General features: G+C 34.0%; 20 protein-coding genes. 8 read left to right on the top strand and 12 right to left on the bottom strand.

Going from position 1 to position 26082, the window contains the following annotated elements; translation table 11 throughout:
• The 3 genes from QZN45_RS04165 to QZN45_RS04175 all read left to right on the top strand — a co-directional run.
• Window positions 1-211: zinc ribbon domain-containing protein (locus tag QZN45_RS04165; protein ID WP_296811286.1), on the top strand; the 211-nt coding region annotated here is incomplete at its 5' end.
• 98 nt (window positions 212-309) lie between these two features.
• Complete coding sequence (locus QZN45_RS04170) at window positions 310-936, top strand: TetR/AcrR family transcriptional regulator (protein ID WP_296811288.1); 627 nt, start codon at window positions 310-312, stop codon at window positions 934-936.
• The gene (locus QZN45_RS04175) at window positions 937-2019 is read left to right on the top strand and encodes a radical SAM/SPASM domain-containing protein (protein ID WP_296811291.1); all 1083 of its coding nucleotides are present in this window, start codon (window positions 937-939) and stop codon (window positions 2017-2019) included. It begins immediately after the preceding gene.
• A 23-nt stretch (window positions 2020-2042) separates the two neighbouring features.
• Here the strand turns inward: QZN45_RS04175 and surE are convergent, their stop codons facing one another.
• The 4 genes from surE to QZN45_RS04195 all read right to left on the bottom strand — a co-directional run bounded on the left by surE (window position 2043) and on the right by QZN45_RS04195 (window position 13724).
• Window positions 2043-2858 carry a 5'/3'-nucleotidase SurE gene (gene surE, locus QZN45_RS04180; RefSeq protein WP_296811293.1) on the bottom strand — a complete coding sequence of 272 codons (816 nt, stop codon included), beginning with the start codon at window positions 2856-2858 and terminating at the stop codon, window positions 2043-2045.
• 12 nt (window positions 2859-2870) lie between these two features.
• The gene (locus QZN45_RS04185) at window positions 2871-3857 is read right to left on the bottom strand and encodes an SAP domain-containing protein (RefSeq protein WP_296811296.1); all 987 of its coding nucleotides are present in this window, start codon (window positions 3855-3857) and stop codon (window positions 2871-2873) included.
• A 312-nt stretch (window positions 3858-4169) separates the two neighbouring features.
• Window positions 4170-5897, bottom strand: a complete 1728-nt coding sequence (locus QZN45_RS04190; protein ID WP_296811299.1) for an MATE family efflux transporter — start codon at window positions 5895-5897, stop codon at window positions 4170-4172.
• A gap of 9 nt (window positions 5898-5906) precedes the next feature.
• Window positions 5907-13724, bottom strand: a complete 7818-nt coding sequence (locus QZN45_RS04195; protein ID WP_296811301.1) for a non-ribosomal peptide synthetase — start codon at window positions 13722-13724, stop codon at window positions 5907-5909.
• A 277-nt stretch (window positions 13725-14001) separates the two neighbouring features.
• Between QZN45_RS04195 and QZN45_RS04200 the strand changes: the two genes are divergently transcribed.
• Window positions 14002-15390, top strand: a complete 1389-nt coding sequence (locus QZN45_RS04200; protein ID WP_296811304.1) for an MFS transporter — start codon at window positions 14002-14004, stop codon at window positions 15388-15390.
• Window positions 15391-15450: 60 nt separating this feature from the next.
• Here the strand turns inward: QZN45_RS04200 and QZN45_RS04205 are convergent, their stop codons facing one another.
• From QZN45_RS04205 to QZN45_RS04215, 3 genes are all read right to left on the bottom strand, one after another.
• Window positions 15451-16287 carry a pyridoxamine kinase gene (locus tag QZN45_RS04205; protein WP_296811307.1) on the bottom strand — a complete coding sequence of 279 codons (837 nt, stop codon included), beginning with the start codon at window positions 16285-16287 and terminating at the stop codon, window positions 15451-15453.
• A 166-nt stretch (window positions 16288-16453) separates the two neighbouring features.
• On the bottom strand, window positions 16454-17047 hold the full coding sequence (locus tag QZN45_RS04210) for a TetR/AcrR family transcriptional regulator (protein ID WP_292880849.1): 594 nt from the start codon (window positions 17045-17047) through the stop codon (window positions 16454-16456).
• A 57-nt stretch (window positions 17048-17104) separates the two neighbouring features.
• A complete protein-coding gene (locus tag QZN45_RS04215) occupies window positions 17105-17878 on the bottom strand; it encodes an alpha/beta fold hydrolase (RefSeq protein WP_296811311.1) in 774 nt (257 codons plus the stop codon).
• A 295-nt stretch (window positions 17879-18173) separates the two neighbouring features.
• Between QZN45_RS04215 and QZN45_RS04220 the strand changes: the two genes are divergently transcribed.
• From QZN45_RS04220 to QZN45_RS04230, 3 genes are all read left to right on the top strand, one after another.
• Complete coding sequence (locus tag QZN45_RS04220) at window positions 18174-20039, top strand: cation-translocating P-type ATPase (RefSeq protein ID WP_296811314.1); 1866 nt, start codon at window positions 18174-18176, stop codon at window positions 20037-20039.
• A gap of 136 nt (window positions 20040-20175) precedes the next feature.
• Window positions 20176-21135: a PLP-dependent cysteine synthase family protein gene (locus QZN45_RS04225; RefSeq protein WP_292880839.1), complete on the top strand. Its 960-nt coding sequence runs from the start codon at window positions 20176-20178 to the stop codon at window positions 21133-21135.
• A gap of 1 nt (window position 21136) precedes the next feature.
• Window positions 21137-21631 (top strand): hypothetical protein, encoded by a 495-nt coding sequence (locus tag QZN45_RS04230; RefSeq protein ID WP_292880836.1) that lies wholly within the window; start codon window positions 21137-21139, stop codon window positions 21629-21631.
• A 3-nt stretch (window positions 21632-21634) separates the two neighbouring features.
• Here the strand turns inward: QZN45_RS04230 and QZN45_RS04235 are convergent, their stop codons facing one another.
• From QZN45_RS04235 to QZN45_RS04250, 4 genes are all read right to left on the bottom strand, one after another.
• Window positions 21635-22414 (bottom strand): class I SAM-dependent methyltransferase, encoded by a 780-nt coding sequence (locus tag QZN45_RS04235; RefSeq protein ID WP_292609120.1) that lies wholly within the window; start codon window positions 22412-22414, stop codon window positions 21635-21637.
• Window positions 22415-22777: 363 nt separating this feature from the next.
• Window positions 22778-23368 (bottom strand): TetR/AcrR family transcriptional regulator, encoded by a 591-nt coding sequence (locus QZN45_RS04240; protein WP_296811318.1) that lies wholly within the window; start codon window positions 23366-23368, stop codon window positions 22778-22780.
• Between the two features lie 52 nt (window positions 23369-23420).
• Entirely contained in the window at window positions 23421-24041 is a 621-nt protein-coding gene (locus tag QZN45_RS04245) for a cytochrome c biogenesis CcdA family protein (RefSeq protein ID WP_292880829.1), read from the bottom strand.
• Complete coding sequence (locus QZN45_RS04250) at window positions 24042-24464, bottom strand: thioredoxin fold domain-containing protein (RefSeq protein ID WP_292880827.1); 423 nt, start codon at window positions 24462-24464, stop codon at window positions 24042-24044.
• A 94-nt stretch (window positions 24465-24558) separates the two neighbouring features.
• On the opposite strand from QZN45_RS04250, the gene QZN45_RS04255 reads away from it, so the two are divergent.
• Window positions 24559-25605 (top strand): NADH-dependent flavin oxidoreductase, encoded by a 1047-nt coding sequence (locus QZN45_RS04255; protein ID WP_296811323.1) that lies wholly within the window; start codon window positions 24559-24561, stop codon window positions 25603-25605.
• Here the strand turns inward: QZN45_RS04255 and QZN45_RS04260 are convergent.
• Window positions 25602-25931, bottom strand: coding sequence for a hypothetical protein (locus QZN45_RS04260; RefSeq protein ID WP_292609130.1), 330 nt, complete (start codon window positions 25929-25931; stop codon window positions 25602-25604). The genes QZN45_RS04255 and QZN45_RS04260 overlap by 4 nt on opposite strands.
• Window positions 25932-26082: the final 151 nt, after the last annotated feature.

Raw genomic sequence — 26082 nt, forward strand, 5'->3', positions numbered from 1 at the left:
CTTAGGTCGTGAAGAAAGAGAATGGGAATGTCCCCATTGTCATGCAGTACATCAAAGAGATGTAAATGCTGCAAAAAACATTTTAGACGAAGGTCTACGTGCCACTGGTTCAATGGTGCTATGCTTAGTAGATTTCATGCCTAATTGTCAAGGAAAATCCACATATTATTATGAATGGAAATGCTTTGACGAAAAAATAGGCATGGCCTAAGAATCTCCGGCTTCTACAAGCCGGAGAGGTTCAAGATTTCAGTTAGATTTATATATCATCAAATAAAATAGTATACTAACGAACGGTAGGTAGGCAATATGAATACAAAAGAAAAAATATTTAATATATCAATAGATTTATTTTCAAAAAAAGGATATGATTCTGTTTCACTTAGAGAAATTGCTGATGGTGTTGGAATTAAAAAAAGTTCAATATATAGCCATTATTCATCAAAGGAAGCAATATTGATGGATATCTTAGAATATTTTGAAGAGCAATTCGAATACAATCAACTATTCGACATTACTGACAATATGCTGTCAAACGACAATGAGATTTTACTTAAAGACCCTGAAAAATTCTACCATATGGGGTCTGAAGCCATAAAGGAAATGTTATCTGAAGAAAGGAACCTGAAAATCTGGAAATTGATTTTCATACAGATGTATTATAACGAAAATATTAGAACCTTTTTCCAAAATGAGATACTTGTAAAACCGTTGATATTCTGGAATGGATTTTTTAGCATCTTAAAGGAAAATGGAATAATAAAAAAGGACTCGAATCCCAAGATGCTTGCAAAGGAATATTACAGTTTTCCAATATATCTACTTATTGAAATATTTGCAAAATATGACGACATTCCTCAAAGTTGCCTGGACAATTTCTTTTATGAAACAGAAGAACATGCTAAATTCCTACTTGAAAGCGTTAAGGTGAAATAGATGGATTTCAAAATACAGGATTATCTAGAAGAGGGTGTGGAATACATCCTGAAGGATTCTATGAGAGCATGCATTAGAAATCCAAAAGAAATCATATATCTGCTTAAATTTTCAAAACATGCTAGAAAAGCCACAAAAATAAGACAAAAACATAGCAAAAACGGTCAAAACATTCCCGTTTTTTTGATAGCAAGTATTACCAGCAGCTGCAATCTCCACTGCACAGGATGTTATTCAAGGGCAAATGATGCATGCGCAGATACAGAACCTGTAAACCAGCTAACTGATGATGAATGGGAAGACATATTCATACAGGCAAAAGAGATGGGAATAAGTTTCATTGTCTTAGCCGGAGGAGAACCGATGCTTAGGGAAGATGTTATTCTTAAGGCAAGCAAATATCCTGAAATTTTGTTTCCCATATTTACAAACGGAACCATGCTCAACAAGAATTATCTGAAATTATTTGATGCCAATAGAAATTTAGTGCCGGTCCTCTCGATAGAAGGAAATGAAGAAGTAACCGATTTAAGAAGAGGCGAAGGAATATACAGACAGCTGATTGAATCTATGGAAACAATGAAGAAAAAAAGTATAATTTTTGGTGCATCTTTGACATTTACAAAAGGAAATTTAAAAAACCTGCTTTCAAGGGAATATATAGACCAGCTACATGATTTGGGCTGCAAGGTAATATTTTTCATTGAATATGTACCTGTCAATGAAAATACCATAGATTTGGCTCCAAGTGATAGTGAAAGGGAACTGCTTTTAAGTGAACTTGAACATTTGCGAGAGGATTACAAGGATATGCTGTTCATGTCATTTCCGGGAGATGAAAAGACTTCAGGAGGATGTCTAGCAGCAGGCAGGGGATTTTTCCATATCAATTCCCATGGCGGTGCCGAACCTTGTCCGGCTTCACCATACTCAGACATGAACGTTAAGGATGCCACATTACTTGAAGCACTCAACTCAAAACTATTCAAATCACTGAGAGATGAAGGCATTTTAATGGATGATCATGAAGGTGGCTGTGTTTTGTTTGAGCACAAAAGTGATGTCGAACGACTGTTAAAATGAAAAAAAGTCAAATTATTGAAAATTCACCAATTCTTCAAGTCATCATAAGTCATGTTGACTTTAAGAGGTGTTAAGCTGGGACACCTATCAACCATCAATGCATATCCGTCACTGCCTTCCTCATAATCTTTTACCAAATCAGGAGTAATCATAATTAAGCCATCACTTTCCTGATTATCTTCCAACGGATAATTAAATATTTCCCTTTTTTCTTCATCAGTATTGTCAATGACTTGCTTATCAAGCATTTTATGGGACAGATGGGTTATTTTAACTTCTTCAGAATCATAGTTTGACGGCACGTTCAGATTGAATAAATCAACACCTTCGGGAAATCCATCATCAATTATCTTTGAGACAATGTCATGCAGGACCTTCTTTGCCAGAGTGAAATCATACTCCATATACCAGTTGCCGTTTTCATCTTGCCTGTAGGATGTTTTTGGATCCATAAACAATGAAGCTGCAATTGCAGGAATTCCAAGACTGACTGCCTCAAATGCAGCGCATACAGTACCGGAAGAGGTAATGTCACAGCTAATGTTAACTCCCTGATTTATTCCACTTATCACCAAATCTGGCTTTGCATCCATCACATAATCGGCACCCACCACAACACAGTCTGCAGGACTGCCTGATACGGAATATGCAGGGCTTCCATCTTCAAGTTCACACTGGTTAATTTCCAAATGTTTAAACAATGTTAGACGACGACCGACACTGCTGTTATTTTTGTCAGGTGCCACAACACAAACATTTGCCAAATCCTCAACCGCCTGTTTTGCAGCCAATATGCCCGGTGCAAAAACTCCATCATCATTAGATATTAAAATGTTCACAATATCAAGTCCTTAAAAATCAAATAATGTTTTTTGGGTTATATGTTTAATCTTTAAATCTTCATTTTCATAAAAACGTTCATTCAAATCACTGTTAATCTTATCGAGATTCTTTAAGTTCAAAATGTCTTTCAATATCCTATATGCATCATATTTTGTTACTATTATCTTTTCAAAATCAAATGAATCCCAAATAAAATAAAATGTATTTATAATTGTATTCTTGCTGAAATTATCATGCAGAAATACCAAATTTTCATATGTCTCCAAAAGAACGCCATTATGGTCTTCCAGGTCATTGATTTTCCATATTGGATTTATGTTCATGCAATAGTTTTTCAGGACATGCACAAGCATTTTTCTGTTGTTCTCCTTTTTGAAGAAGTGTTCAGCCATCACCTGATTGTTTAAGACATAGCTTTCATGATTTTTTTCATCCATTGCCTTTTTGATATGAATGTTAATGAATTCAATTGGAATATTGGCCTCTTTTTTCCTATAGTTGTCCATATAAAATTCATTGAATTCCCGGAAATAATAATGATTGGAGAGATATTGATTGAAAATCCTTATTCTTCTTTTTTTATTTTTATAAAATACCTTGGATTTGGATGAGAGATAATACTCATTTCCAATCAGTTTGTTGTCAATTATTCTCTTTTCTATCTTTTCTCTTTTGCCTGAAGCTTTAATGCCGTGACTTTTCAGGATTTTTTTTAGGGTTTTGGTATTGTACTCATTGAGCTGTTCTGAAATGTCTTTCATCTTCGCCTTGTTTAATATATACTTATTTTCAATGAAATATTCTCTCAAATAATCTTCAGACAACTTATATTCTTTGACAACACCACCTATAGCTTCATCAATGCCAGCGTCTTGTTTTAAAACTGGAAAGACAAAATCATATGTGAACTGGATTTCAGAAATGTCATAATCTTTGGGAACATTTTCCGAGTATTTAAGCGAAAACTTTTCTAAATAAGAATTATCATCAAACATAATTGATAGTAATTTTATTGATAATAATTTTTATACTTATGTAAAATCGATTGCTTAATGTACTTGACTCGACATGCCTCCAAAATTGAATAAAGGATTTGCGATATTCGAATGATTAAATGAAAAGAAAAATTTTTTGCTTTAATTTAGTTACATATATCTGACATTAATTATGAAGTTATTGAAAATCCATCTGAATTTAAGTTCCCCATATATATCAACCAATATTCAAATGAAATTTCATGACAGAAATTGTCGATGTTAATGTTTAAAAAAATTAGATTGTGGAGGATTGCCCCCACTTCAATGATATCATTTGTTGATGGTGATGACTGTACTGTTTAAACCCAAAACCCTTGAGTAGTCAATTTTGTCAGCAATTTTATTCAACATGGTAATATTGTCAAATTCCAAGTTTTCATTTTCAACAACAGGATTGAAGTCAATACCAGTATCTTTAATGGAAATCAGAATATTATCATCATTATCCCTAACAATAACATCTATTGTGTCAATGCTTTCATTGGTGTTGATTATGTTTACAAGCATTTCTTCAATAGCAAGACTGACCAATGTTGCTGACTTGTCTAGTTTGAGATAATCCTTAACTTCACGGGACAGATTTACCGCTTCGTTTACGTCCCCATGGATTGTATGCTCAAATACTTTTGTATCGTCATTGTGTTTGTTAATAAAGAATCCACTATATTCTCCATTTGTACTTTTATTGAGGTATTTTGAATAAGCAAAAATAAACAGAATTGTTATGATTTCAGCTATTGCAAATGAAACCCAAATTCCATTTCCGCCGAAGATGAATGATAATACCACTGCAAATGAAATCGGTACGATAAATCCTTCAAGCAATGAAATAATTGTTGACAATTTATTTTGCTGAATTGCCTGAGCATAAAATGTGTATAGAAATGTAATTGCGGTTCCCACATAGCTTATTGCAAAAATTCTCAATGCATTTAAAACCACAGGTATGTCAGCAGGATCCTTAACGCTGTAGAGGAACAGCAATGCCTGCGGATAAACAATGAACAATATAGATAGAGCCAGGCTTGCGGTCAAAACTATTTTTAGAGACTTTTTGGTTACATAGCTTACTCCAGAATAGTCCTCTTCCTTAAAGTAAACTGATACGATTGGTGACATTGTCTGTGCGGTTCCAATCAGGAATATGTACAATATGAACAGGCTGTTGTAACATATACCAAATGCGACAAGCCCTGATTTTCCGATATACCAGCCCAATAGGATATTCATTATGAACAGTTTTAGAGTTAGGTACAATTGTGTTGATGATGAGGAAAACCCTGAAGTTACAATTCTTTTAAGATAGCTGAAAAATGAACCTAATTTCAGTTTAATGAATTTCAATGTACGCTCATCCTTAAAGAAGTAATATGAAATGATTATTGAACCTACAATGTAACCAGTTGTAGTTGCCAAAGCAGCCCCTGCAATTCCCATCCCCACATATTGGATATATACTATATCAAAACAGAGATTTACAATATTTGCAATTAATATGGCTCTGAATGGAAGTGTTGGGATTCCATCCGCCCTTATGAAGTATGATAAACTCATCATATAACATAAAAATGGCATACCTATTATAAGTGCAGTGAAAAACTGTCTTACATCATTAGTCAAGGCAGGCTGTGATGAGCACAGAAACTGGGAGATGCTTTGTGAAAACAAAACACCGAAAACTGCAATAAGTATTCCAATTGTCAAAAGGGCAATTATTGAAACCGAAAAGTAACTGTTACTTTTTTCATCATCAAATTCCGCCTTTGAAACGGAACAAAGTACGCTGCCGCCCAATCCTATCATCCAATAGATAAGATTGACAAAAGTTATTACCGGAGCGACAATCTGGATTGCAGAGAGGTTTCCTGCTCCAAGCAAAAATGTAACAATCAAACCGTCTACAAACAAGCAAATGTTTCCTGCCATTGATGTAAACAATGTCGGCAGGAAAAATTCACTGAATTTTGCTCTTAATAATTCATAATTTCTTTCATACATGTTATACTCCTAGATACTGAAGAAATCTAAATCTTCAAGGAATTTTACAAAATTATAGATATACTCCTCAGATATGAATGGCCATTTGATGCCCAAACGATATAATGTCTGAATGGTGTATGTATTGTCGACCGGCATCCAGATTTTTTTGACTTTTCCAGAACCGATTGATGTGATAAGACCTGATACTCCCTCCTGCTTTGACTTATCGGCAAGTGCTTCATCCAAAGCAGTTTCATAATCATCTTCCTCAACAGGCTCAATATTCAATCCTAAAGGCTTGATAATTTCAATGATGTCGCCGAAGCAAACGCTATGGTGATCATATGGATGGAATACAGTACATTCTTTAGGAGTTTTTGAAAGATTAATAATAGCTTTTGCAGTAGTGTCAATCGGTGAAAATTCCACATTGTTCATAAGCATGGAATAAGGCATTTTTCCAATTGTTACAAATGCTTTCAAACGATTTATGAATCCGTTTGATTCGAAATTAATTTGGAATTCGCTGTCTGAGCTTCTTGCCATAAGGTTTCCAACCCTCATGATTTTTACATCCAAATCATCTTCAACTGCAGCTTCCAATACCGCACGTTCTGCAAGGAATTTTGAGCTGAGATATTGGTTGTCAACTGCCTGACCGATAAAGAGATCATGTTCTGAGAATTTGACATCAACAGGAGGGTAGTTGTCTATACTTTCACCTGCAATACTGTATGTGGATACCTGCACATATTTTGCATGTTTCATCTTTGCAAATTTGAGTCCGTTTATTACACCTCCAAGGTTGATATCCTCGATATCAGTTCCGGATGAGAAGTGTTTTACGTTAGCTGCACAGTTGATTATGGTATCGATTTTTTCAGAAGCAAGATTTTCAAAGTCCTCAATGTTGGTAATGTCCCCTTCAATGACATGTAATCTGTTGTTGAATTGTTCTTCATATTCATTTGAGAAGTAATAGAAGAGTAATGATTTTAACCTTTCTTCACCGCTCAGGACCTTATTCGCCCTAATAAAACAGTAAATATCTCCTGTTTCATTTTCCAATAATTCCCGCAATACATGTATTCCTAAAAATCCAGTTGCTCCTGTAAGCAATATATTTCCTAAACTTTCTTCAATTTCACCATCAATCAGTGCCTTGAGGTTGTTTTTCTTGAGCAGATTGTTAATCTGTGTGTAGTCATAGGTAACTTCAGCCTTTTTGTCCATTGTTTCATCCGATAAAATGAACTCAGACAATGCTCTTGGAGTAGGATTTGAGAATACATCACCATAATTCAAATTATAATTACGGTTTAAAGCTTCCATTGTGATTTTAGTAACGAGAAGAGAAGTTCCACCAATTTCAAAGAAACTGTCTGTTGCACTTACTTCATCAAGACCTAATATTTCACCAAATAGGTTAGCAAAGAATGCTTCAATCTCATTTTCAGGAGCAACATACTCTGTAATGAGTTCAGGTTCAGGCAAGTTTCTCAAGTCTGTTTTGCCGTTTGCTGTTTGAGGCATTTCATCAAGTTCCATATAGACTGTTGGAACCATATAGTATACAAGCTTTTCAGCAAGTGAAGCCTTGAGGTCATCTATATCGATTGAATAGCCATTTTCTTCACGGTTTTCATCCTTGTATTCATCATGGACCGTAAAGTAAGCGCATAAATGGTCATTTCCTTTGATATTTTTAACTACAACTGCAACTGATTTGATTCCAGGATAATTTCCAAGACCAACTTCAATCTCACCTATTTCGATTCTTAAACCTCTAAGCTTGATTTGATTGTCCATTCTTCCGAACACATAATAGTTTCCTTCAGGTGTAACTTTAACAAAGTCTCCGGAATGGTAGAACCTTACTCCATTGATTATCTCATAGGCTTTTGCATTGTTCTCAGGACGGTTAAGGTATTCTCTTGAAACACCTTTTCCAGCAATGAACAACTCACCGATGACATTTGGAGGCAGAGGATTTGAATCGAAGTCCATAACCATTTCATGAACGTTGAATAATTCCTTTCCAATGTGGATGTCTGGACTTTCCAAAAGATGACCGTTACAGTATACTGTTGTTTCGGTTGGTCCGTACATGTTGAAGAATTTTCCTTTGGAGTTTTTGGATAGGAGTTCATACAATCTCGCAGAGAACGGCTCTCCCGCATGGATGTATACCTTAAATCCATACATTACCTCCTGCATCGCTTCGATTTCAAGATACTGAAGCAATCTTGAAGGTGTTGCAACGTAAACGTTTGCACCGCTCCTGCGTATAAGGTCCATCATCTCAATCGGATCCTTATACTCAGTATCATTTGCAAATACCATTGGAACTCCATTCAATAGGGACCCCATCAATTCCTGTTGGAATACATCAAATGCAACGGTTGTAGTAGACAATACCTTATAATCCTCTTTTTCAAGATTGTGGACCAATTCATAAGTACACACGTTTCTTGGATCAGGATATACGAAGTTTGCAATGTTTCCATGTTCAAGAATTACTCCTTTTGGAAGTCCTGTTGAACCGGAGGTGTAGATAAGGTAAGCCATATTGCTGCCTGATACATCAGGGTCAGGATTGGAAGTGTCTTCCTCTTTAAGCAATTCATTAATATCCAATAGGTTTTCACTGTAATCACTTAAATTGATGCCCTTTTTCTCAATTACATCATCAATAATAATGTATTTTGATTCACTGTCAGTCAGCACATGCTCTATTCTCTCTGAAGGATATTCTGAATCCACGGGAATGAATGCAGCACCTGATTTTAAGATACCGAATGCAGATGCGATTACATTGCTGTTTCTGTTTAGAATGAACATCACCCTATCTTCAGGACCGACTCCTTTTTTGATGAGGGCATGAGCAATTCTATTTGCCTTTTCGTTTAATTCGGCATATGTGAACTCACCATCTGTTGCATATAATACAACCCTGTCCGGATGCAATTCAACCTGATTCTCAAATATCTTGTTTAATCTGTCTTCAGGAATTTCATCATATTCAAAATCGTCAACACCCCAATCATCATTTTCAATGATTGAAATATCGCTCATCAAAGTATTTTCATCGAATGTCTGGAATTTGTTTAGGACAATTCTAATAGAATCAAGCAATGTGTCAATTAAAGATTCTGAGTATAGCTGGTCGTTGTATTCACAGAAAATTCTGTATTGATTGTCGACTTCAACTACATTGATGTTTATCTTGAATTTCAATCCGTCATAGTCAATTGACTGTCTTTCAACATTCATGCCGGCAATTTCAATGTCCTCTATGATTTTTCCATGATAAGCATAGAATATTTCCGGAGCGATGTCGAATTCATTTGATATTTCTGTTAAAGGATAAGATGAATATGCCAATACGTTGAGCCATTCATGGTTTATGTATTCAAGATATTCCTTAAGTGTTGACTGTGAGTTTAATTTCAATGCCAACGGCAATGTCTTAACCATCATTGCCAATGTTTTTTGCTGATTAGGATTGAATCTTCCGTTAGTGATTGTTGCAATTAATGTATCCCTGTTGAAAACGAATTTGTTTATTACAAATGAAGTTGCTGCCAAAAACAGATTGTTTTGACTGATGCTTGATTTGGAACAGAATCCGTCAACGGCAGTCTTGTCAATGAAAATGTCTCTCATTGCAGATTTACCATCTGACTCATCACCGTTGATGTCCTGAGCAATCAATGTTGCATTATCAAATTCATTTATTTTGTTTGAAAAGAACAATTCAGCTTCCTTATAGAGGGTTGACTGTTTAACCTTGTTTTCACTTAATGAATATTCGAATCCGTCTAGCTCTTCCATCTCATAGTCTTTACCGTCATAGATTTTTGCAATTTCATCAAAAAGAATGTTTAGAGATGTTCCGTCAACAATGATGTGGTGGAAATCGGCAAGAAGCATTGAATTTCCAACTATCTTAAACCTGAAGAGCGGTCCTTCATCCAATTTGAACGGTTGCACAAATTCATCCTCATTAAATTCATCTACAATTTCAATCATATCATCGACATTTAAGGAATCTCTTCTTTGCTGGTAGACTTCACCACCATCCATAATAATTCTTGTTTTCAGGTATGGGTGATTATCTATGGCTTTGATGATTGATGATTTGAGCTTTTCTGCATCTATGCCATTGTCAAATTCCATTTTCTTTGGAAGATTGTATGCAAGATTTTCAGGGTCTTTAATGCAGTCAAAGTAAACTCCAAGCTGATTTGGTGTTAACGGATACAATTCCTGAATGTCTGCAGATGCATCTTCTTCAACTTTAATTTCTGAAGCTATTCTTTCAATTGTCTTGTATTTCAGGATTTCAGTTACGTTCAATTGAGCATTCAGATTATTGTATATTGCTGAAGTTAGCTGGATTACTGTCAGTGAGGTTAATCCTATGCTGAACAAATCAGTATTGACCCCAAACTCATCAATTCCAAGGATGTCAGATACCATATTGAACAATTCATTTTCAAGGTCTGTTCTTGGTTTTATGGATTCTTCAACATCAATTTCAGGATCTGGAAGGTTTTTGAAGTCAGTTTTTCCATTAGGTGTTTTTGGGAATTCTTCCATTTGTGTGAAATAGGACGGCACCATATATTCAGGAAGTGAATCAACCAGGTGCTGTTTGAGCTCATCCATATCTATATCACAGGTGGCCGTGAAATATGCGCACAGATGTTCTATTGAGTTGAGTTTTTTAACCACTACACTTGAAAGGGTGATATTGTCAAAGTTTGCAATCGCCCCTTCTATTTCTGACAGCTCAATTCTTAAACCTCTAAGCTTGATTTGAGTGTCGTTACGTCCCAACACATATAGCTCGCCGGAAGCGTCTTTTTTACCTAGGTCTCCTGTATTGTAATATGCAATGTCATTCAGTTGCATGAACACTTTATCAGTTTGTTCTGGATTGTTTAGATATCCTCTTGCGATACCAGCCCCTCCCACATATATTTCACCGGATACATATGGAGGCAACTGATTTCCATCTATATCCATTACCTTGCAGACTACATTAAGCATAGGCCATCCTGCAGTTACTTCAGGTGAGTCTATCAATTTATAATGTGATGCAATGGTAACTTCTGTAGGTCCGTAGGAATTGTAAATGTCGGCTGAAGTGTATTTTGACAGCCTGTCATATAGTACAGGTGGGAATCCTTCTCCACCTACAATTATGACATTGCATTTGCCGACAACTTCCTGGATTTCTTCAAGCTGAAGGTATTCAAGTAATCTTGTTGGTGTTGAACCGAATCCTTCTGCATCGGTTGATTTGAATAATTCGACCAACTGCAATGGGTCTATTGCCTGTTCATCGTTTGCAAACACTACTGGTAATCCATTCAAGATTGTACCGAATATTTCCCTTAAAAATACAATGAAGGATACGGTGGAAATTGAAATAAACTTATTGCATCTATGGTTCAGCTCGTAAATCGGCACATTCTCCTCGACATTGGCAACATAATTGGTTATTCCCCTGTGGGTAATCATTACTCCTTTCGGTTTTCCTGTTGAACCTGAAGTGTATATTAAGAAACATAGGTTGTCCGGAGTCAATTCAATTTTTGGATTTGAATCATCCTCCTCTTTGAGTAGTTCATCAACATCAATCCTGTTTTCACCACCATATTCAATATCGGCTGAGGTGATAACAAATCTTGAATCACTGTCTTCAAGAATCTGCTCTATTCTGTTTTTCGGATAATTAGGATCAATTGGAATGAACGCCGCTCCTGCTTTGACAATACCTAAAACTGCTGCAATCAAATCGCTGTTCCTTCTCATCATGAACATTATTCTATCTTCAACATTTACTCCCCTTTTGATTAATGCATTAGCGATTTTGTTTGCTTTTCTGTTCAATTCATCATATGTTAGTTGGCCGTCTTCAGCATAAAGTATTGTCTTTTTAGGATTTTTCAATGCAATATCTTCAAATACCCTGTTTACAATTCCTTCATTTGCAAGTTCAATCTCGAATCCTTCATCCAATTCTATTTCCCTTCTGATTGAAATGTCCTTCAACAGAGTATCTTCACAGTCAAACTTATCCAGCAACACATCCATTGACTCTAGAAATGCTTCCATGAGCTCTTTTGAATAGAATGATTTGTCATAGCTGATGTTAATGTTTCCACTTTCATAATTCAATACCAATTTATAATCTTTCCTGTCGAATTCCCTGATGAAGAATAATATTTCACTTTCAAAGTTTAGCTTTCTGTTATTCATGAGAGGATATGAATTATACTCTTCAAATGTTTTTTTGAAATCGTTGAAATATTCTCCTACACTTAAATCTGTGTTGAAGTGGTATCCTGCTGCAACACGATTATAAGCTATCAGAATATCTTTTGAAAATGAAAACTTGGTTAAGTCATAAAGGAAAGTTGCAAGCAATACTTTTTCTTTTGGCAAAGAATACTTGTTAGAGAGATTCTTCAGTTTATCAATATCTATTGGCCTGGAAATTTTTGTAAATTCAACTTCATCTCCGCTGACATCAGGTGAAATTGCTGTTGGATTATCGAATGAATTGATTAAATTATTATAATAGTTTTCAGCCTTAAAGAATTCAACTTCTTCTATATCATAATCCCTGCATTTTTTGGAAGGATCATTTTCAACCTGCCTTGCCAAATCTTTAATGCCCTGCCCGATTGAGTCTATTTCTCTTGCTTCAAAACATGACTTGTCATATTCAATAAATATGGACTGTAGGCCGTCCTTATCTGAAAAATTCTTATTTATTCTGAAGTGAAGCGGGAACTTGATGTCCTTTTGAAGGGTGAGGAATTTGGAGCCATATTCTGTTGAGTTGGATACTATTGAAACCATTGAAATGCAGTCAGGGTCAATGTTGTTATTTCTTAAATCAGTAGTATATTCACTGAACTGTAATTTTGCATGACTTAAACCTTCCTTTAGAACTTTTTTGGAATATGCAAGCAATTCATCAAATGTCAATTCCTCATCATACTCAAGCCTTAATGGAATTGTATTAACAAACATTCCCAGTGCATCACCCTGTCCGAAGTATCTTCCATGAACTGAAGTGTTTAAAACCAAATCTTTGAATAACTTATTGTCCTTTTTGGATTTTGCCAGATATAAGAAACAAAGTGCAAGGGAAGTTACGAATGGAGAGTAATTGAATTCATGAGTCTTGTCAAACAGGACTTCAAGATAACCCAATTCGGAATCATCAAATGAATACCAGTCCTGATTATAATCCTTCAATGAATTAAGCCAATATTTCTTGTCGTTTTGCGCATCATCTGAAGCGAGATACTTTATCTCCTCATCAACATAACTGTCATAGGAGTAATCTATTGGAACAAATTCACTGTTGTCTTTAACGCAATCCATGTATCTTTCAATTTCTTGAGGTATTATTGAAAAAAGTGAGGTTCCGTCAAGTAAAATATGCTGAACAACCCCGATAAGCACAGTCGAATCGTCTGTTTTCAAAACTGCCCATCTGTATAATGGACTATCAAAAATGTCATCAAAAGGTTTATCGAGATAATCTTCTATGAATTCATCAATATCGTCTGAAATGTCAAATGAATCAACATTGACGACACGACCATCAGTGAAATATTGCTTAAATTCACCATTTTCATCATATTTAATTTGTAAATTCAAATATTCTTTTGAAATACATTCAATTGCCGATTTTACAGCATCAAAATCCTCCAAATCATAATTTTTTCTAAATTTAAGATAGAAAGAATCATTATGAGGATTGTTTATCTCAGAAAACAAAAGCATTTTCTGAGCTGAAGATAAATTAAAAAGATCCATATTTTCCACCATTAATAAAAATCATTTCTTTAATAAAAATGACACATCTATAATATAATACATATGTAAAGAATATTATATAAAACTTGTTTAACTTTAAAGAATAGTATAGTAAAATTAAAAGCCCACAGAGCTTATTTAAAATATATTCAAATAGAAACTGGAAAAAATTAAAATTAATAGGTATTTTTAAGCAAAAAAACAACAATAAATAAAAGATTGAATATAATATTAATTAATTTTTATATTTCACTTAAAAAATAAAACAAAAAATAGCATGACAGAAAAAACTTTAGATACAAGAACACGGAATTTGATACTAATCCTATTTTTAATAGGAGTATTCATGGGCTCATTGGATACTGGAATCATAGGGCCAGTCCTGCCATCCATCGAGCAAAGCTTTAACCTGACCAGCAGAGAATCAAGCTGGATATTTACCTTATTCGTCATTTTTTTCATGATTGGTTCACCTGTAATGGCCAAGTTTTCAGACTTCTATGGACGAAAAAAGATTTTCATTTTGGACGTGATTCTTTTTGGAATCGGATCATGCCTAATTGCATTTTCAGCAAATATCGATTCAATATTTTTAGGAAGAATAATACAGGGATTTGGCTGTGGCGGAATTTTTCCTGTAGGAGGAGCATTTATCGGAGATGCATTCCCATTGGAAGAGCGAGGAAAAGCATTGGGGATTTTAGGAAGTGTATTTGGAATTTCAGCAATCGGAGGACCATTGGTTGGAGCGGCATTAATACCCTATGGCTGGAATTGGTGTTTCACTATCAATATTCCAATCAGCATTTTCATAATACTATTTGCACTGTATATTCTGCCGGATGCTGAAAACAAAAGAAAACTAAAAATAGATTATCCTGGAATCCTAATTCTAAGCTTGCTTTCAATATTTTTAGCATATGGTCTTAACCAAATTGATTCAAGTAACTTCATCAGCAGCTTATTGTCTTCAAAGGTTCTTCCGTTCTTGTTGATATTCATAATATTGATTCCAATATTTTTCAGGGTGGAAAAAAAAGCAGAAGAATCCATTGTAGCAATACACATGTTAAAGAACAAGGAGATTAGAATTGCATGTGTAGAAACTTTAGCCTATGGTATAATCTATTCATCAGCAATATTCATCCCATCGCTTGTTATTCTTTCAATGGGGCTGAACGACCAGTTAGCAAGTTTGATGCTTATTCCTATTTTAGGTGCAAATGCCGTTGCAGCACCTATTCTCGGAAAGATTCTGGATTCCACAGGTTCACGTAAGATAATGATGGTTGGAACAATATTACTGACCATTGGCCTAATAGCAATTGCAATATATCCGAATAACTTCCTGCTATTCATCATTGCAGGCTGTCTGGTAGGGGTGGGTTTGGTAACAATAATTGGAGCTCCTTTGAGATATATCGTTTTAAGTGAGGCTAAGCCTACCGAAAGAGGTGCTGGTCAGGCCATTGTCAATATGCTGTCAAGTGCAGGACAGTTAATAGGTGGTGCTCTAATCGGTGGAATTATAGCATCATTTGCAGGAATTATGGGGTATAAAATAAGTTTGATTTTAGCCAGTGCAGTGGCATTCATCGCTTTTCTGTTCACTTTAAAACTAAAAAGTCGTGACGAACAGATTGAAACTATGAAATCAAATCAATAACACATCTATTCATTAAAAAAAAATTGTTGCCTGTTTGTATATCAAACAGGTGCATAATATCTATTCAACTTGATTTAATAGGTCATATAGTTCAGGAATCGCCTGTTCAAATTTAACTCCATAAGTATGAGTTTCATCACCTACAGTCTTTTCAATCGCTTTTTTAGTAAATTCACCTGCGACTTTAGCTGCTGAAGTAGGTGATTTTCCGACCATGACAGATCCCACAAACGATGAAGCAAATACATCACCTGTACCATGACTGACATAATCTACCCTGTCATTGTATACGAATTCACAGGTTGATTCCTCCTTATCCAAAACAACCATTCCAAGCTGATTTTCCTTGTGTGTATCACCTTTCAGGATAACATATCTTTTGGTAAATGCTGAAAGTTCATTTGCCATTTCCAACATTTCATCTTTTGTAAATTCCCCTTTCCAAGGTTTATGTAAAATATAACAAGCTTCAGTTGTGTTTGGAAGAATATAATCTCCTAATTTACAAAGTTCCCCCATTTTGTCTGCAAATTCCTGGTCAAAACCATTATAGAATTCACCATGGTCAGCCATAGCCGGGTCGACAAATACGCATCCGTCAGGCTTTAATCTGGAATCAATTATTTCCTTTATATAATCCAACTGTTCCATTGATGCGATAAAACCAGTGTAAATAGCATCAAAATATATTCCTTCACTTTCCCAATGTTTTCTAATTTCTGGAAGATCTTCTGTCAAGTCCCTAACAGTGTAACCGGTGAAACCTGATGTATGTGTTGATAAAACAGCAGAAGGAAGAACTGCAGTTTCTATTCCAAAAGCAGAAACAACAGGCAGTGCAACTGTTATTGAGCATTGACCGTAACATGAGATATCTTGAATTGTTAAAATTTTCATATTTAAACCTAAATTATTTAATTTTTAAAAAATACCAATATTAATCTATTTAATGTAGTATTTAAATGTTTTCAGTACAGAATAATGTAAAAAAAACTTAACTTCAACTTATTTAAAAAAATAAATTAATATAATCTAATTAATCTTAACTCATAAGGTTTGATTTCTATTTTTGAACACCAATTCCTTCTAAAAGCATGTTCAATAAATTGTCCACATAATGATTTGTATCAAAACCAACATCAATAGAATATATTTTCCACAATAGGACTGACTGGAAAATTGAATTGAAGCACATTACGGCTATTGACCTGATATCCATATCCTTCACGATTCCCTTTTCTATTTGTATCTTAAAGAATCCTTCCAGCTTTTCGATTATGAATAGTGCAACTTCAAGCATGATGGATTTATTGTCTGAAGACTCTCTTACTTCTTCCATAGCAAGTCTAAGTATATCGAAATCACTTTCTTCAAGATTCAATATGCCGAAAAATGTGATTCTGAGAAATTCCTCTATGTCCTCATCTTCACCATAATCAAATGCATCTTCCAGTTTATCCATCAATAATTTAAGATAATACTCCTTTGTAGCATTGATTAAATTATTTTTGTTTTTAAATTTCCTGAAAATTGTCAATTCATTAAATCCGGATTCAGCAGCTATTTTTTTAGTTGTTGCTTTTGATCCTTCCCTTTGAAGAACCACCAATGTAGCTTTCATGATTTTTAATGAAGTTTCATCGATATTTTCTGCCATAAAAACCTATTTATTATTCATTATTTATAAACTATTTTGAATATCATCTTGAAAAAATCAAATATTTATCTCATTTTTATAGAAATCATCCATCATTGCAGAAATTTTTGCATTATTTATACCAACAAGAAGATTATGTCTTACATCATCCAAAACAATGAATATTGACTTATTGATATGCCTGTGAATGTTTTCCTGTACACTTACAGAAAATATTTCATCATACTTTCCGGCAAAAACCAGTGCAGGGACGTCAATTTGACCAATTTCATTTTCTACATTGAAATTCAAACATGCATCCACAGCCTTTTTATATGCCTCCACATTTGCATTTTGTGATGAAATCTGTTTCAACATCTCCAATTCTTCCCTGTTTTTTTCAATTACTTCCGGACACAATACTTTAGGAATCATGAAATCATAGAACTCATCATAGCCCCTATCAAGTTCCCTTTTAAATTGATTTAAAGTGGTAGTAATGTTTTCATCGCATTTCGCAAAAGTTGACATCAATACAATCGAAGATACATAATTCGTATATCTGATTGCAAAATCCATTGCAACAACGCCTCCCAATGAAAATCCAATTAAATTTCCAGCATCTATTTTAAGGTCATCCAAAAGGTTTTTCAAATCATCTGCATAAGTATCAATAGTAATCTCATCATCACCTAACTCAGATTCTCCATGGCCTCTTAAGTCTATTCTGATAACTTGATATTTTTTCCTAAGAGTGCTTGTTAAGACTTCCCAATATCTCAAATCATCGGAAAGACCATGAAGAAATATTAATGGTTCGCCTTTTCCTTCAACGACATAATTCAATTTCATAATATTCAATTTTAATCTCAAATGTGAAATACTTTATGTCAATGAAATATTCCATCAAAACATTTATATATCAAAATAACCTTATACCCAATATGGTATATGAAATATAAAATTTAATTTATTGATTATTTTTCATTGCCACTTAAATAAAAATCTATGAATTAATATTAAAATAAGGTTTTAGCTAATTTAAAACAATTATATTTATTATAAATTTTAATTTGCTGAAATCTTATTTTTTTTAAAAATTCAAATTATACCCTATCGGGTATATCTATATATAGGGCTGTTTAAAATGAAATTCTCAAAACATGAAAAAATAGACTTGCTGGCGATAATGATTTCAGCCATAAGTTTAATTGCAAGTTTCATTCTATCCATAGATTATCTATCTTGGATTGCAGTAATTTTATGTGGAATTCCAATTTTTAAGGAATGTGCGGAAGGACTTATTACGGAATTTGATATAAAAGCAGATTTACTGGTTTCAATAGCCATTGTTGCATCAATAATAATCGGAGAGGTATTTGCTGCCGGCGAAATAGCAACAATCATGGCTATCGGTGGATTTTTAGAAGAATATACTGTATCCAAAACCCAAGGAAGAATCAAAGAACTGGTGAATATGACTCCACAAGTTGCAGTAAGAATTAGAAATGGAAAAGAAGAAAGAATACTAGCTTCGGAAGTTCAAATTGGAGATATCCTAAAAGTGCTTCCTGGAGAAAGCATTCCAACCGACGGCAGAATAATCAATGGTGAAACCTCAATTGACCAGTCCACATTGACTGGAGAATCCATACCTGTTGATAAAAAAGCCAATGATGATGTATACAGTGGAACAATCAATCTTTACGGTTCATTTACAATGGAAACCAAAAAAGTAAGTGATGACAGTTCTCTTCAAAAATTAATCAAATTGGTCGAATCATCATCTCCCGAAAATGCCAATGTAGTTCGCCAAGCTGACAAATGGGCAACATTTGTTGTTGCAATAGCTTTTACAGCTGCAATCTTGACATATCTGTATACATTCGAAATTGCACGATCAGTGACAATTCTCGTTGTATTTTGCCCATGTGCACTTGTTTTAGCCACACCTACAGCAATTATGGCTGCAATTGGAAACCTGACCAAATACGGTATCCTAGTAAAGGATGGAGCATCAATAGAGGAATTGGCAAGAACTGATGAATTGGTATTCGATAAAACCGGAACATTAACATACGGCACCCCCGAAGTTGTTGACATTATTTCCAACAACCCTAAAAAAATGATGAGAATGCTTGCATCACTCGAATCAAAATCAGAGCATCCCATAGCAAAGGCAATTGTAAAATATTATGATAATGCAGAGGAATTATTGGATATTGAAGATTTCACAATGCATATCGGCAAAGGCGTAACCGGAATCATCAACGGTTCAAAAGTGATTGCAGGAAATATAAATTTAATGGAATCTGAAAACATTGACTTGAAAGATTACAAAAGCGAAAGCAGTGATATTACCATATTTGTTGCAGAGAACGGCAGACTAATCGGGAACGTATTGCTTGCAGATACCCTGCGGGAAAATTCAAAGGAAACCATAAGAAATCTAAAGAAACTTCGAATCAAAACAACACTCCTTACAGGAGACAACGAAAAAACTGCAAGACACATTGCAAAAGAGGTTAAAGTTAGAAACGTTAAATTCAACTGTCTGCCGGAAGACAAAACAAATTACATTAGAGGAGAACAAATGCTTGGACATAATATTGCCATGATTGGGGATGGAGTAAATGATGCTCCTTCACTTAAAAAGGCCAATGTTGGAATAGCTATGGGAAAAATTGGTAGTGAAATAAGTGTTGAGGCTGCCAATATTACTTTAATAAATGACAATGTTGGAGACATACCTCATTTGATTGGTATTGCCAGAAAAACTGTCAGAACAATCAATATAAGCATAGCGTTTGCCCTAACTTCAAATGTTGTTGCAATGGCATTGGCAATACTTGGAATCCTAAATCCAATTGAAGGTGCCCTGATTCACAACATCGGATCTGTAGCGGTAATAACCTATTCATCTACGCTTATCAAGTACAGAATGTCAAAAAGGGATTATAAGCAATCAAAAAAAGTAGCAATTAGTAAAAAAATCAACATGGCAATGAATTAGGATTAATGAAAATTACTTCATAACTTGGTTATGGATTAAATATTGCACTGCAAATTTCCAAAAATTATCGGCATCAAAAAAAGTTTTTAATGAATTAGAAACATATAGTATAATATTATAAAATCGGATGAGAGTTATGAATATTGGAAAATTAGTTGGAAATACACCAATGATACAAATTGATTATGAATACGAAGGAAAGAAAGGTAGCATTTATACCAAACTTGAGTTCTACAATTATTCAGGAAGCATTAAAGATAGAATCGCATTATATATCATTCAAAAAGAAAGAGAAAATGGAAATCTAAAAGACGGTCAGGCAATTGTTGAAGTCACAAGCGGAAATACTGGAATTGCATTCAGTGCCATTGGCGCTCTTTACGGTCATGATGTCCATATTTTCATGCCAGATTGGGTTTCTCTTGAGAGAAGAAAACTGATTGAAATGTATGGTGCCCACGTCCATCTTATATCCAAAGAGGAAGGCGGTTTCAAAAGAGGTCTTGAACTAGCCGAAGAGTTTGCAAATGAAACAGGCGCATACAGACCACTCCAGTTTGACAATGAATTAAATGTTGAAGCCCAATATAAAACAACCGGTCAGGAAATTCTTGATGATGTTCCTGACGTTAATGCTTTCGTTTCAGGTATCGGAACCGGAGGGACATTGATGGGTATTGGAAAAAGATTGAAAGACAACAACCCCGACTCCAAAGTTTTCGCTCTCGAACCATCCACATTATCCATTCTTAAAATGGGAATGGAAGAAGGCAGCCATATGATTGAGGGAATTGGAGATGACTTTATTCCAGGCATTGTTGATGAGGATTTGATTGATGATATTGTTTTGATTCATGACTGTGATGCAATAAACATGTCAAAAAGAATAGCCAATGAATTCGGTTTGGGAATCGGCATTTCCAGTGGTGCGAATTTCCTTGCAAGCGTCATAATGGACAATGAAGATTTAAAAATTGCAACTGTTTTTCCAGATGACAACAAAAAATACATAACTACAAGACTATCCGAAAAAATCGATGACAATCCCGAATTGATTTCCAATAGTATTAAGCTTCTTGATTTTAAAGTGATTTAACATGAATATACAAAAAGCTGAAATGGATGATTTACCTGCAATTATGGCCATCTACAAATCAGCACAGGATTTCATGATAAAAACAGGCAATCCCACCCAATGGGGCCATTCTTATCCAACCAGAGATTTGGTTAAAAAGGATATCTGCAAAAGGATCTGTTATTTGATATGTGATGATGATTCTCCCCATGGAGTATTTGCACTCTTCAACAAAGCTGAGCCAACCTACCAATACATTGAAAATGGAAATTGGCTGAACGAAGATGAATATATTACATTGCATCGCATTGCAAGTGATGGCAAGCTTAAGGGAATCTTCAATTTTTTGATTGAATATTGTAAGAACATTTCAAACAATATTCGAATCGACACCCATCCGAACAATCATATTATGCAAAATCAGATTGAAAAAAATGATTTCAAGAAATGCGGAACAATATATGTTGCGGATGGATCTGCTAGAATAGCTTACCAATGGTCCAAAAACCATGAGTAAGACTTATTTTTCCAAGACTGCAATATAGTCCATCCTATTTCTTATATTTGGAATCCATGTGAATAGCCTGAATATTGGCTTGTAGACATTCGCCCCATCAAATAGATTCACATCCCTTATCCAATTGAAAGCAGAATTTAATTTTGTCAACTCATTACCTTTTTTAACTCCCCATGTAAATTTAGAATCAGTTTCTTCAACGGATATTTCCTTAACGTTTTCAACAGAAGTTGGCGGCATGATTTCGACAAAAATTGTGCAATTCTTGAAGTTTTCATCAATGATATTCAGGATATCAGACACATCGCCCTGATTCAGATACATAGTCAGACCTTCAATGATGAACAGCACATCGCCATCAGCCTTGATTTTACTTGCCCATTCTGGATCCATCGCCGAGTAGGCCAATGTTGTTACCCTATCTGTATCTTCTATGTAGTTCAATCTGAATTTTGCTGAATTTTCCAAATCGACATTATACCATCTGATTTGACCATTATCCAATCGGTTGAATCTTGTATCCATTCCTGATGCAATATTGATTATTGTACAGTTTGGATGCTGTGATATATACTCTGACACCATATCATCCAAAACAATTGTTCTTGAAATTACTCCCAGTTGCATCTTTCTGTCTTTATCTGCCATTGTGAAGTCATAGTCTATTTGTGAGATGACCTCAATAGCTTTTGAATCATAAAACTTATGATTCTTTTGTCTGGAATGCTTTGCTTTTGTGTAGATTGTCAAAAGCATTGTTTTTTCTACTCCTTCTAAATTCATTCATTTTACCTCGTTTTTTTATTATATATTCTAATATTGTTGAAGGAATATATAAATTTTTAGGTATACCTAAATTTTATACTATACATTTAAATATAATGAATTTTTTTAAAAAAAAATTGATTCCAAATTAATTAAAATCAATGCAAAAAAAAGAAAAAACATATTTACAAAAGAAATGAAAATATACCTGGAATTCAGAATGAAAACTGTCATTCAAACATATATTAAATCCACAAATCACTTTCAATCATTTTCAGAAATCTACCTAAGTAAAATAAGATTACTCCAAGATTGATATTGAATAGAAATGATAGTTTTAGTAGAAACAACTAATTAGAACAGCAGAAATTCAAGAAATAATTATTCTTTTATTCCATTAAATATTATATTTATATATTCCTGAAAATACTGTTCTGTTTCCACACTTGGAGTTTTATTGTAGACTTTCCACAAAACGATAGACTGGAATGTTACTCCAAAACACATTATTGACAATGCCCTTGGATTAATATCCTTGATTTCACCTTTTTGAATCTGCAATTTAAAAAATTCTTCAATATTATCAAGAATAACATCATTTATTTGTGAAATTAAACGTTTTCTGTCTGAAATTTCTCCCCCTTCTTCCATAGCAACTTTAAGTACACTGAATTCCTCATCAGAAAGGTTTAAAAGTCCAAAAAAGTTATCTTTAAGATATTGCTCGATGCTTATATCCTCATCAAAGCTGAATATTTCTTCCATTTTGTTTAAAAACAATTCCATATAATGATCTTTGGTAATATCTACCAGATTCTGCTTGTTATTGAACTTTCTGAATATAGTTACTTCATTAACACCGGCTTCAGCTGCAATCTTTTTAGTTGTTACCTTATCAATACCATCCTTTCGAATAAGCCTAAATGTAGCTGAAATGATTTTATCCTCAGTACTTTCAGTCTGAATATTCATAATTATAAATATTAATCATATATAATTTAAAGTTGTCTATTTTAAATTGAATTTAGATTACTGCCTGAATTGCATCATACAATAAGTATAAGGCTCCAAAAATCACCAGTACAGCAAATATTTTAGGAATATGCCTTGTTTTTGATATCAGCCTTTCCAAATTAATTTTTGAAATGAAGAGACTTAATATGAATAATGTTAAAGCAAAACCCATACAATAGATAATTATGTTTAAAACAGCATAGGTCGGACTGCTTGAACTTATAAGCAATGAGATTAATGAAATCAGATATCCACTATAGCATGGTGCCCATGCAACCGATGTCAAAATACCCATAATATATGATGAAAACAGACCATCACCATTTATTTGAGGAATTGCTTTAAATCCCATCGAATAATCAAAAAACATCAAAATACCAATAATCAACAAAATAATTGAAGATATAATCCTTATCGGAACAATATACGAATATAGAATTGATGTGAAAAAACCTGTCAAAAATATTATAATAACAAAAATTGTCAACAAACCGCCGACAAACGATATCAGGTCAAGCTTAGAGCGGGATTTCAGACTAACGCTTACAAAAATAGGCAATATCGGCAATATACATGGGGACAATATTGATATTACTCCCGAAGTAAAGGAAATTAGGGGAAGAACTTCCATCTAAATCTCCTTAATCAAATTTAAAAATTCACCAGCGGAAACGTAACCTTCAATCCTTTGAACTTCATTTCCTTTGGAATCTAAGAATACACAAGTCGGAGTTCCCATAACTTTATATTTTGAAGCTATTTGTGGCTGTTTTGTAATATCAATGTCTACAACAATGAAATCCTTTTCCAATTGCTTTTGAACATTCGCATTGGATAAAACATCCTTTTTCAACAAATCACAATAATAACAGCTATCCTGGTCAAAGATCAATAAGACAGTTTTATTTTGAACTCCTGCATCATTTAATGCTTGAGTGAAATTTGTTGTGCTGTTTAAACCATCTACAATTGGTGAATCAGCACTGAAAACTGCAGATACTGATACAAATGCCATTAAAATCAAGATAGCTAAACCGATAGTTTTATAATTCATGCAGATAATTATGAAAAAACTCATAAATTAATGTTTTTATGAATAATTGTTTACATTAGAATCATATTTATATAATTTTATCTTAAATACTATCATGAAAGATTTATTTGATTACTGTGAATTTGGAGATTTGAAGCTTAACAGCAGAATTGTCAGAACAGGTTTGTGGGAGTCTGAAAGAGAAAAATCAGGTAATTTGACTCCTGAAATATATAACCGATACGAAAATATTGCAGCCAGCGGTGTTGGATTGATAATTACCGAATTATACTCCCTATATCCGAGAGACGTTTTTTCAAAATATTCTAATACCGTTAACTATACTCAATTTGTACGTGAAGCGCGTGACCTGACAGATTTGGTGCACGTTTATGACGTTCCTATTTTTGCCCAATTGGGTTTTGTACAATTCAACAAGAAAACCGAGCAGAATATGAAAATTGATGACATATCAATAGAAGACATTAGAAAGATTCAAACAGACATGATTATCGCCGCCCAAAAATTCGATTATGCAGGATTTGACGGCATTCAAATAGGTCTTGGGAACTACTATTTCCTGTCCAGATTCATAAATCCCAATTTCAATTCCCGTAGCGACAGATACGGAGGAAGTACATTAAGCCGTTTGAAAATCGTTTTGGAAATAATTAAAGTGATTAAAGAGACTACAGAACTTCATATAAACTGTCGTTTAAATGCATTTGACGGAACAACAAATGGAATGACCTTGGATGAGACAATTGTAGTTGCTAAAATTCTTGAAAAATATGGTGTTGATTCACTTCAGATAACACGTCCACGTTCACCGCAATTTTTCACACGGGAAAACAAGGAGAAAAATCCGTTGGTTGAAGCAAGTGAAAAAATAATCAAAAATGTTGATATTCCAGTTATTCTAGGTGGTGGAGCCACTACCCAAAAACAGATTAATGATATTTTAAATTCAACTGATATTAACTACATTTCAATGCAAAGACCATTTGTGGCTGATCCTAGCTTTTTGGTTGAATGGCAAATTGAGGGTAATGGTGAGAGTAAATGCAAAACATGCAATAACTGTTACTGGAAAAAAACATCCACATGTTTTATTAACAGACCCGCAAAATGGGATGTGCAATCAGACATTTCATCCCATTAAACCATTTTTTCGATTTCCTTAAGATTTTCTTCAATGAATTGCTTATATTTTGGGTTTGCTAAGATCTTATATTGTTTTTTATTGGTCCTTTCATGTGCTTCTTTCATAATGAGTTGTAATTCATCAATATCACTATTCAAGACAGCATGCAATTTGTTCCTTTTGTTGTCATCCATGCGATTCAAAAAGGACTCTATTTTAGATTCAAACTTGGAAACCAAATTAGTATTTTTTTTGGCCCATCTTTCTAGTAAAAATGAAGGAGTTAATGTGAAAAATTTTTCATACTGTCTAACATCATCATAAGTAATTTTTTCTTCACTCATAATTTCACCTAAATATATTCTTTTTGATATGATAATATAAAAGCTTTCGCTTTTTTTGGTCTTGTTGAAATCCTTTTTTAAATTTTTGTTGAAAGATCAATATTATAAACTAATGTTTTGAGTCTTGTTTCTTTATTTTGTAAACGTGTGC

The organism is uncultured Methanobrevibacter sp. (assembly GCF_900314695.1).
Taxonomy (GTDB): Archaea; Methanobacteriota; Methanobacteria; order Methanobacteriales; family Methanobacteriaceae; genus Methanocatella.

Excerpts from the sequence above, each read along its gene's own strand:
- QZN45_RS04200 (WP_296811304.1), top strand. The coding sequence starts at position 14,002 with ATGACAGAAAAAACTTTAGATACAAGAACACGGAATTTGATACTAATC.
- QZN45_RS04245 (WP_292880829.1), bottom strand. The coding sequence starts at position 24,041 with ATGGAAGTTCTTCCCCTAATTTCCTTTACTTCGGGAGTAATATCAATA.
- QZN45_RS04230 (WP_292880836.1), top strand. The coding sequence starts at position 21,137 with ATGAATATACAAAAAGCTGAAATGGATGATTTACCTGCAATTATGGCC.
- QZN45_RS04210 (WP_292880849.1), bottom strand. The coding sequence starts at position 17,047 with ATGGCAGAAAATATCGATGAAACTTCATTAAAAATCATGAAAGCTACA.
- QZN45_RS04235 (WP_292609120.1), bottom strand. The coding sequence starts at position 22,414 with ATGAATTTAGAAGGAGTAGAAAAAACAATGCTTTTGACAATCTACACA.
- QZN45_RS04225 (WP_292880839.1), top strand. The coding sequence starts at position 20,176 with ATGAATATTGGAAAATTAGTTGGAAATACACCAATGATACAAATTGAT.
- QZN45_RS04190 (WP_296811299.1), bottom strand. The coding sequence starts at position 5,897 with ATGTATGAAAGAAATTATGAATTATTAAGAGCAAAATTCAGTGAATTT.
- QZN45_RS04205 (WP_296811307.1), bottom strand. The coding sequence starts at position 16,287 with ATGAAAATTTTAACAATTCAAGATATCTCATGTTACGGTCAATGCTCA.
- QZN45_RS04240 (WP_296811318.1), bottom strand. The coding sequence starts at position 23,368 with ATGAATATTCAGACTGAAAGTACTGAGGATAAAATCATTTCAGCTACA.
- QZN45_RS04195 (WP_296811301.1), bottom strand. The coding sequence starts at position 13,724 with ATGGATCTTTTTAATTTATCTTCAGCTCAGAAAATGCTTTTGTTTTCT.
- QZN45_RS04170 (WP_296811288.1), top strand. The coding sequence starts at position 310 with ATGAATACAAAAGAAAAAATATTTAATATATCAATAGATTTATTTTCA.
- QZN45_RS04255 (WP_296811323.1), top strand. The coding sequence starts at position 24,559 with ATGAAAGATTTATTTGATTACTGTGAATTTGGAGATTTGAAGCTTAAC.
- QZN45_RS04175 (WP_296811291.1), top strand. The coding sequence starts at position 937 with ATGGATTTCAAAATACAGGATTATCTAGAAGAGGGTGTGGAATACATC.
- QZN45_RS04220 (WP_296811314.1), top strand. The coding sequence starts at position 18,174 with ATGAAATTCTCAAAACATGAAAAAATAGACTTGCTGGCGATAATGATT.
- QZN45_RS04250 (WP_292880827.1), bottom strand. The coding sequence starts at position 24,464 with ATGAATTATAAAACTATCGGTTTAGCTATCTTGATTTTAATGGCATTT.
- QZN45_RS04185 (WP_296811296.1), bottom strand. The coding sequence starts at position 3,857 with ATGTTTGATGATAATTCTTATTTAGAAAAGTTTTCGCTTAAATACTCG.
- QZN45_RS04215 (WP_296811311.1), bottom strand. The coding sequence starts at position 17,878 with ATGAAATTGAATTATGTCGTTGAAGGAAAAGGCGAACCATTAATATTT.
- QZN45_RS04260 (WP_292609130.1), bottom strand. The coding sequence starts at position 25,931 with ATGAGTGAAGAAAAAATTACTTATGATGATGTTAGACAGTATGAAAAA.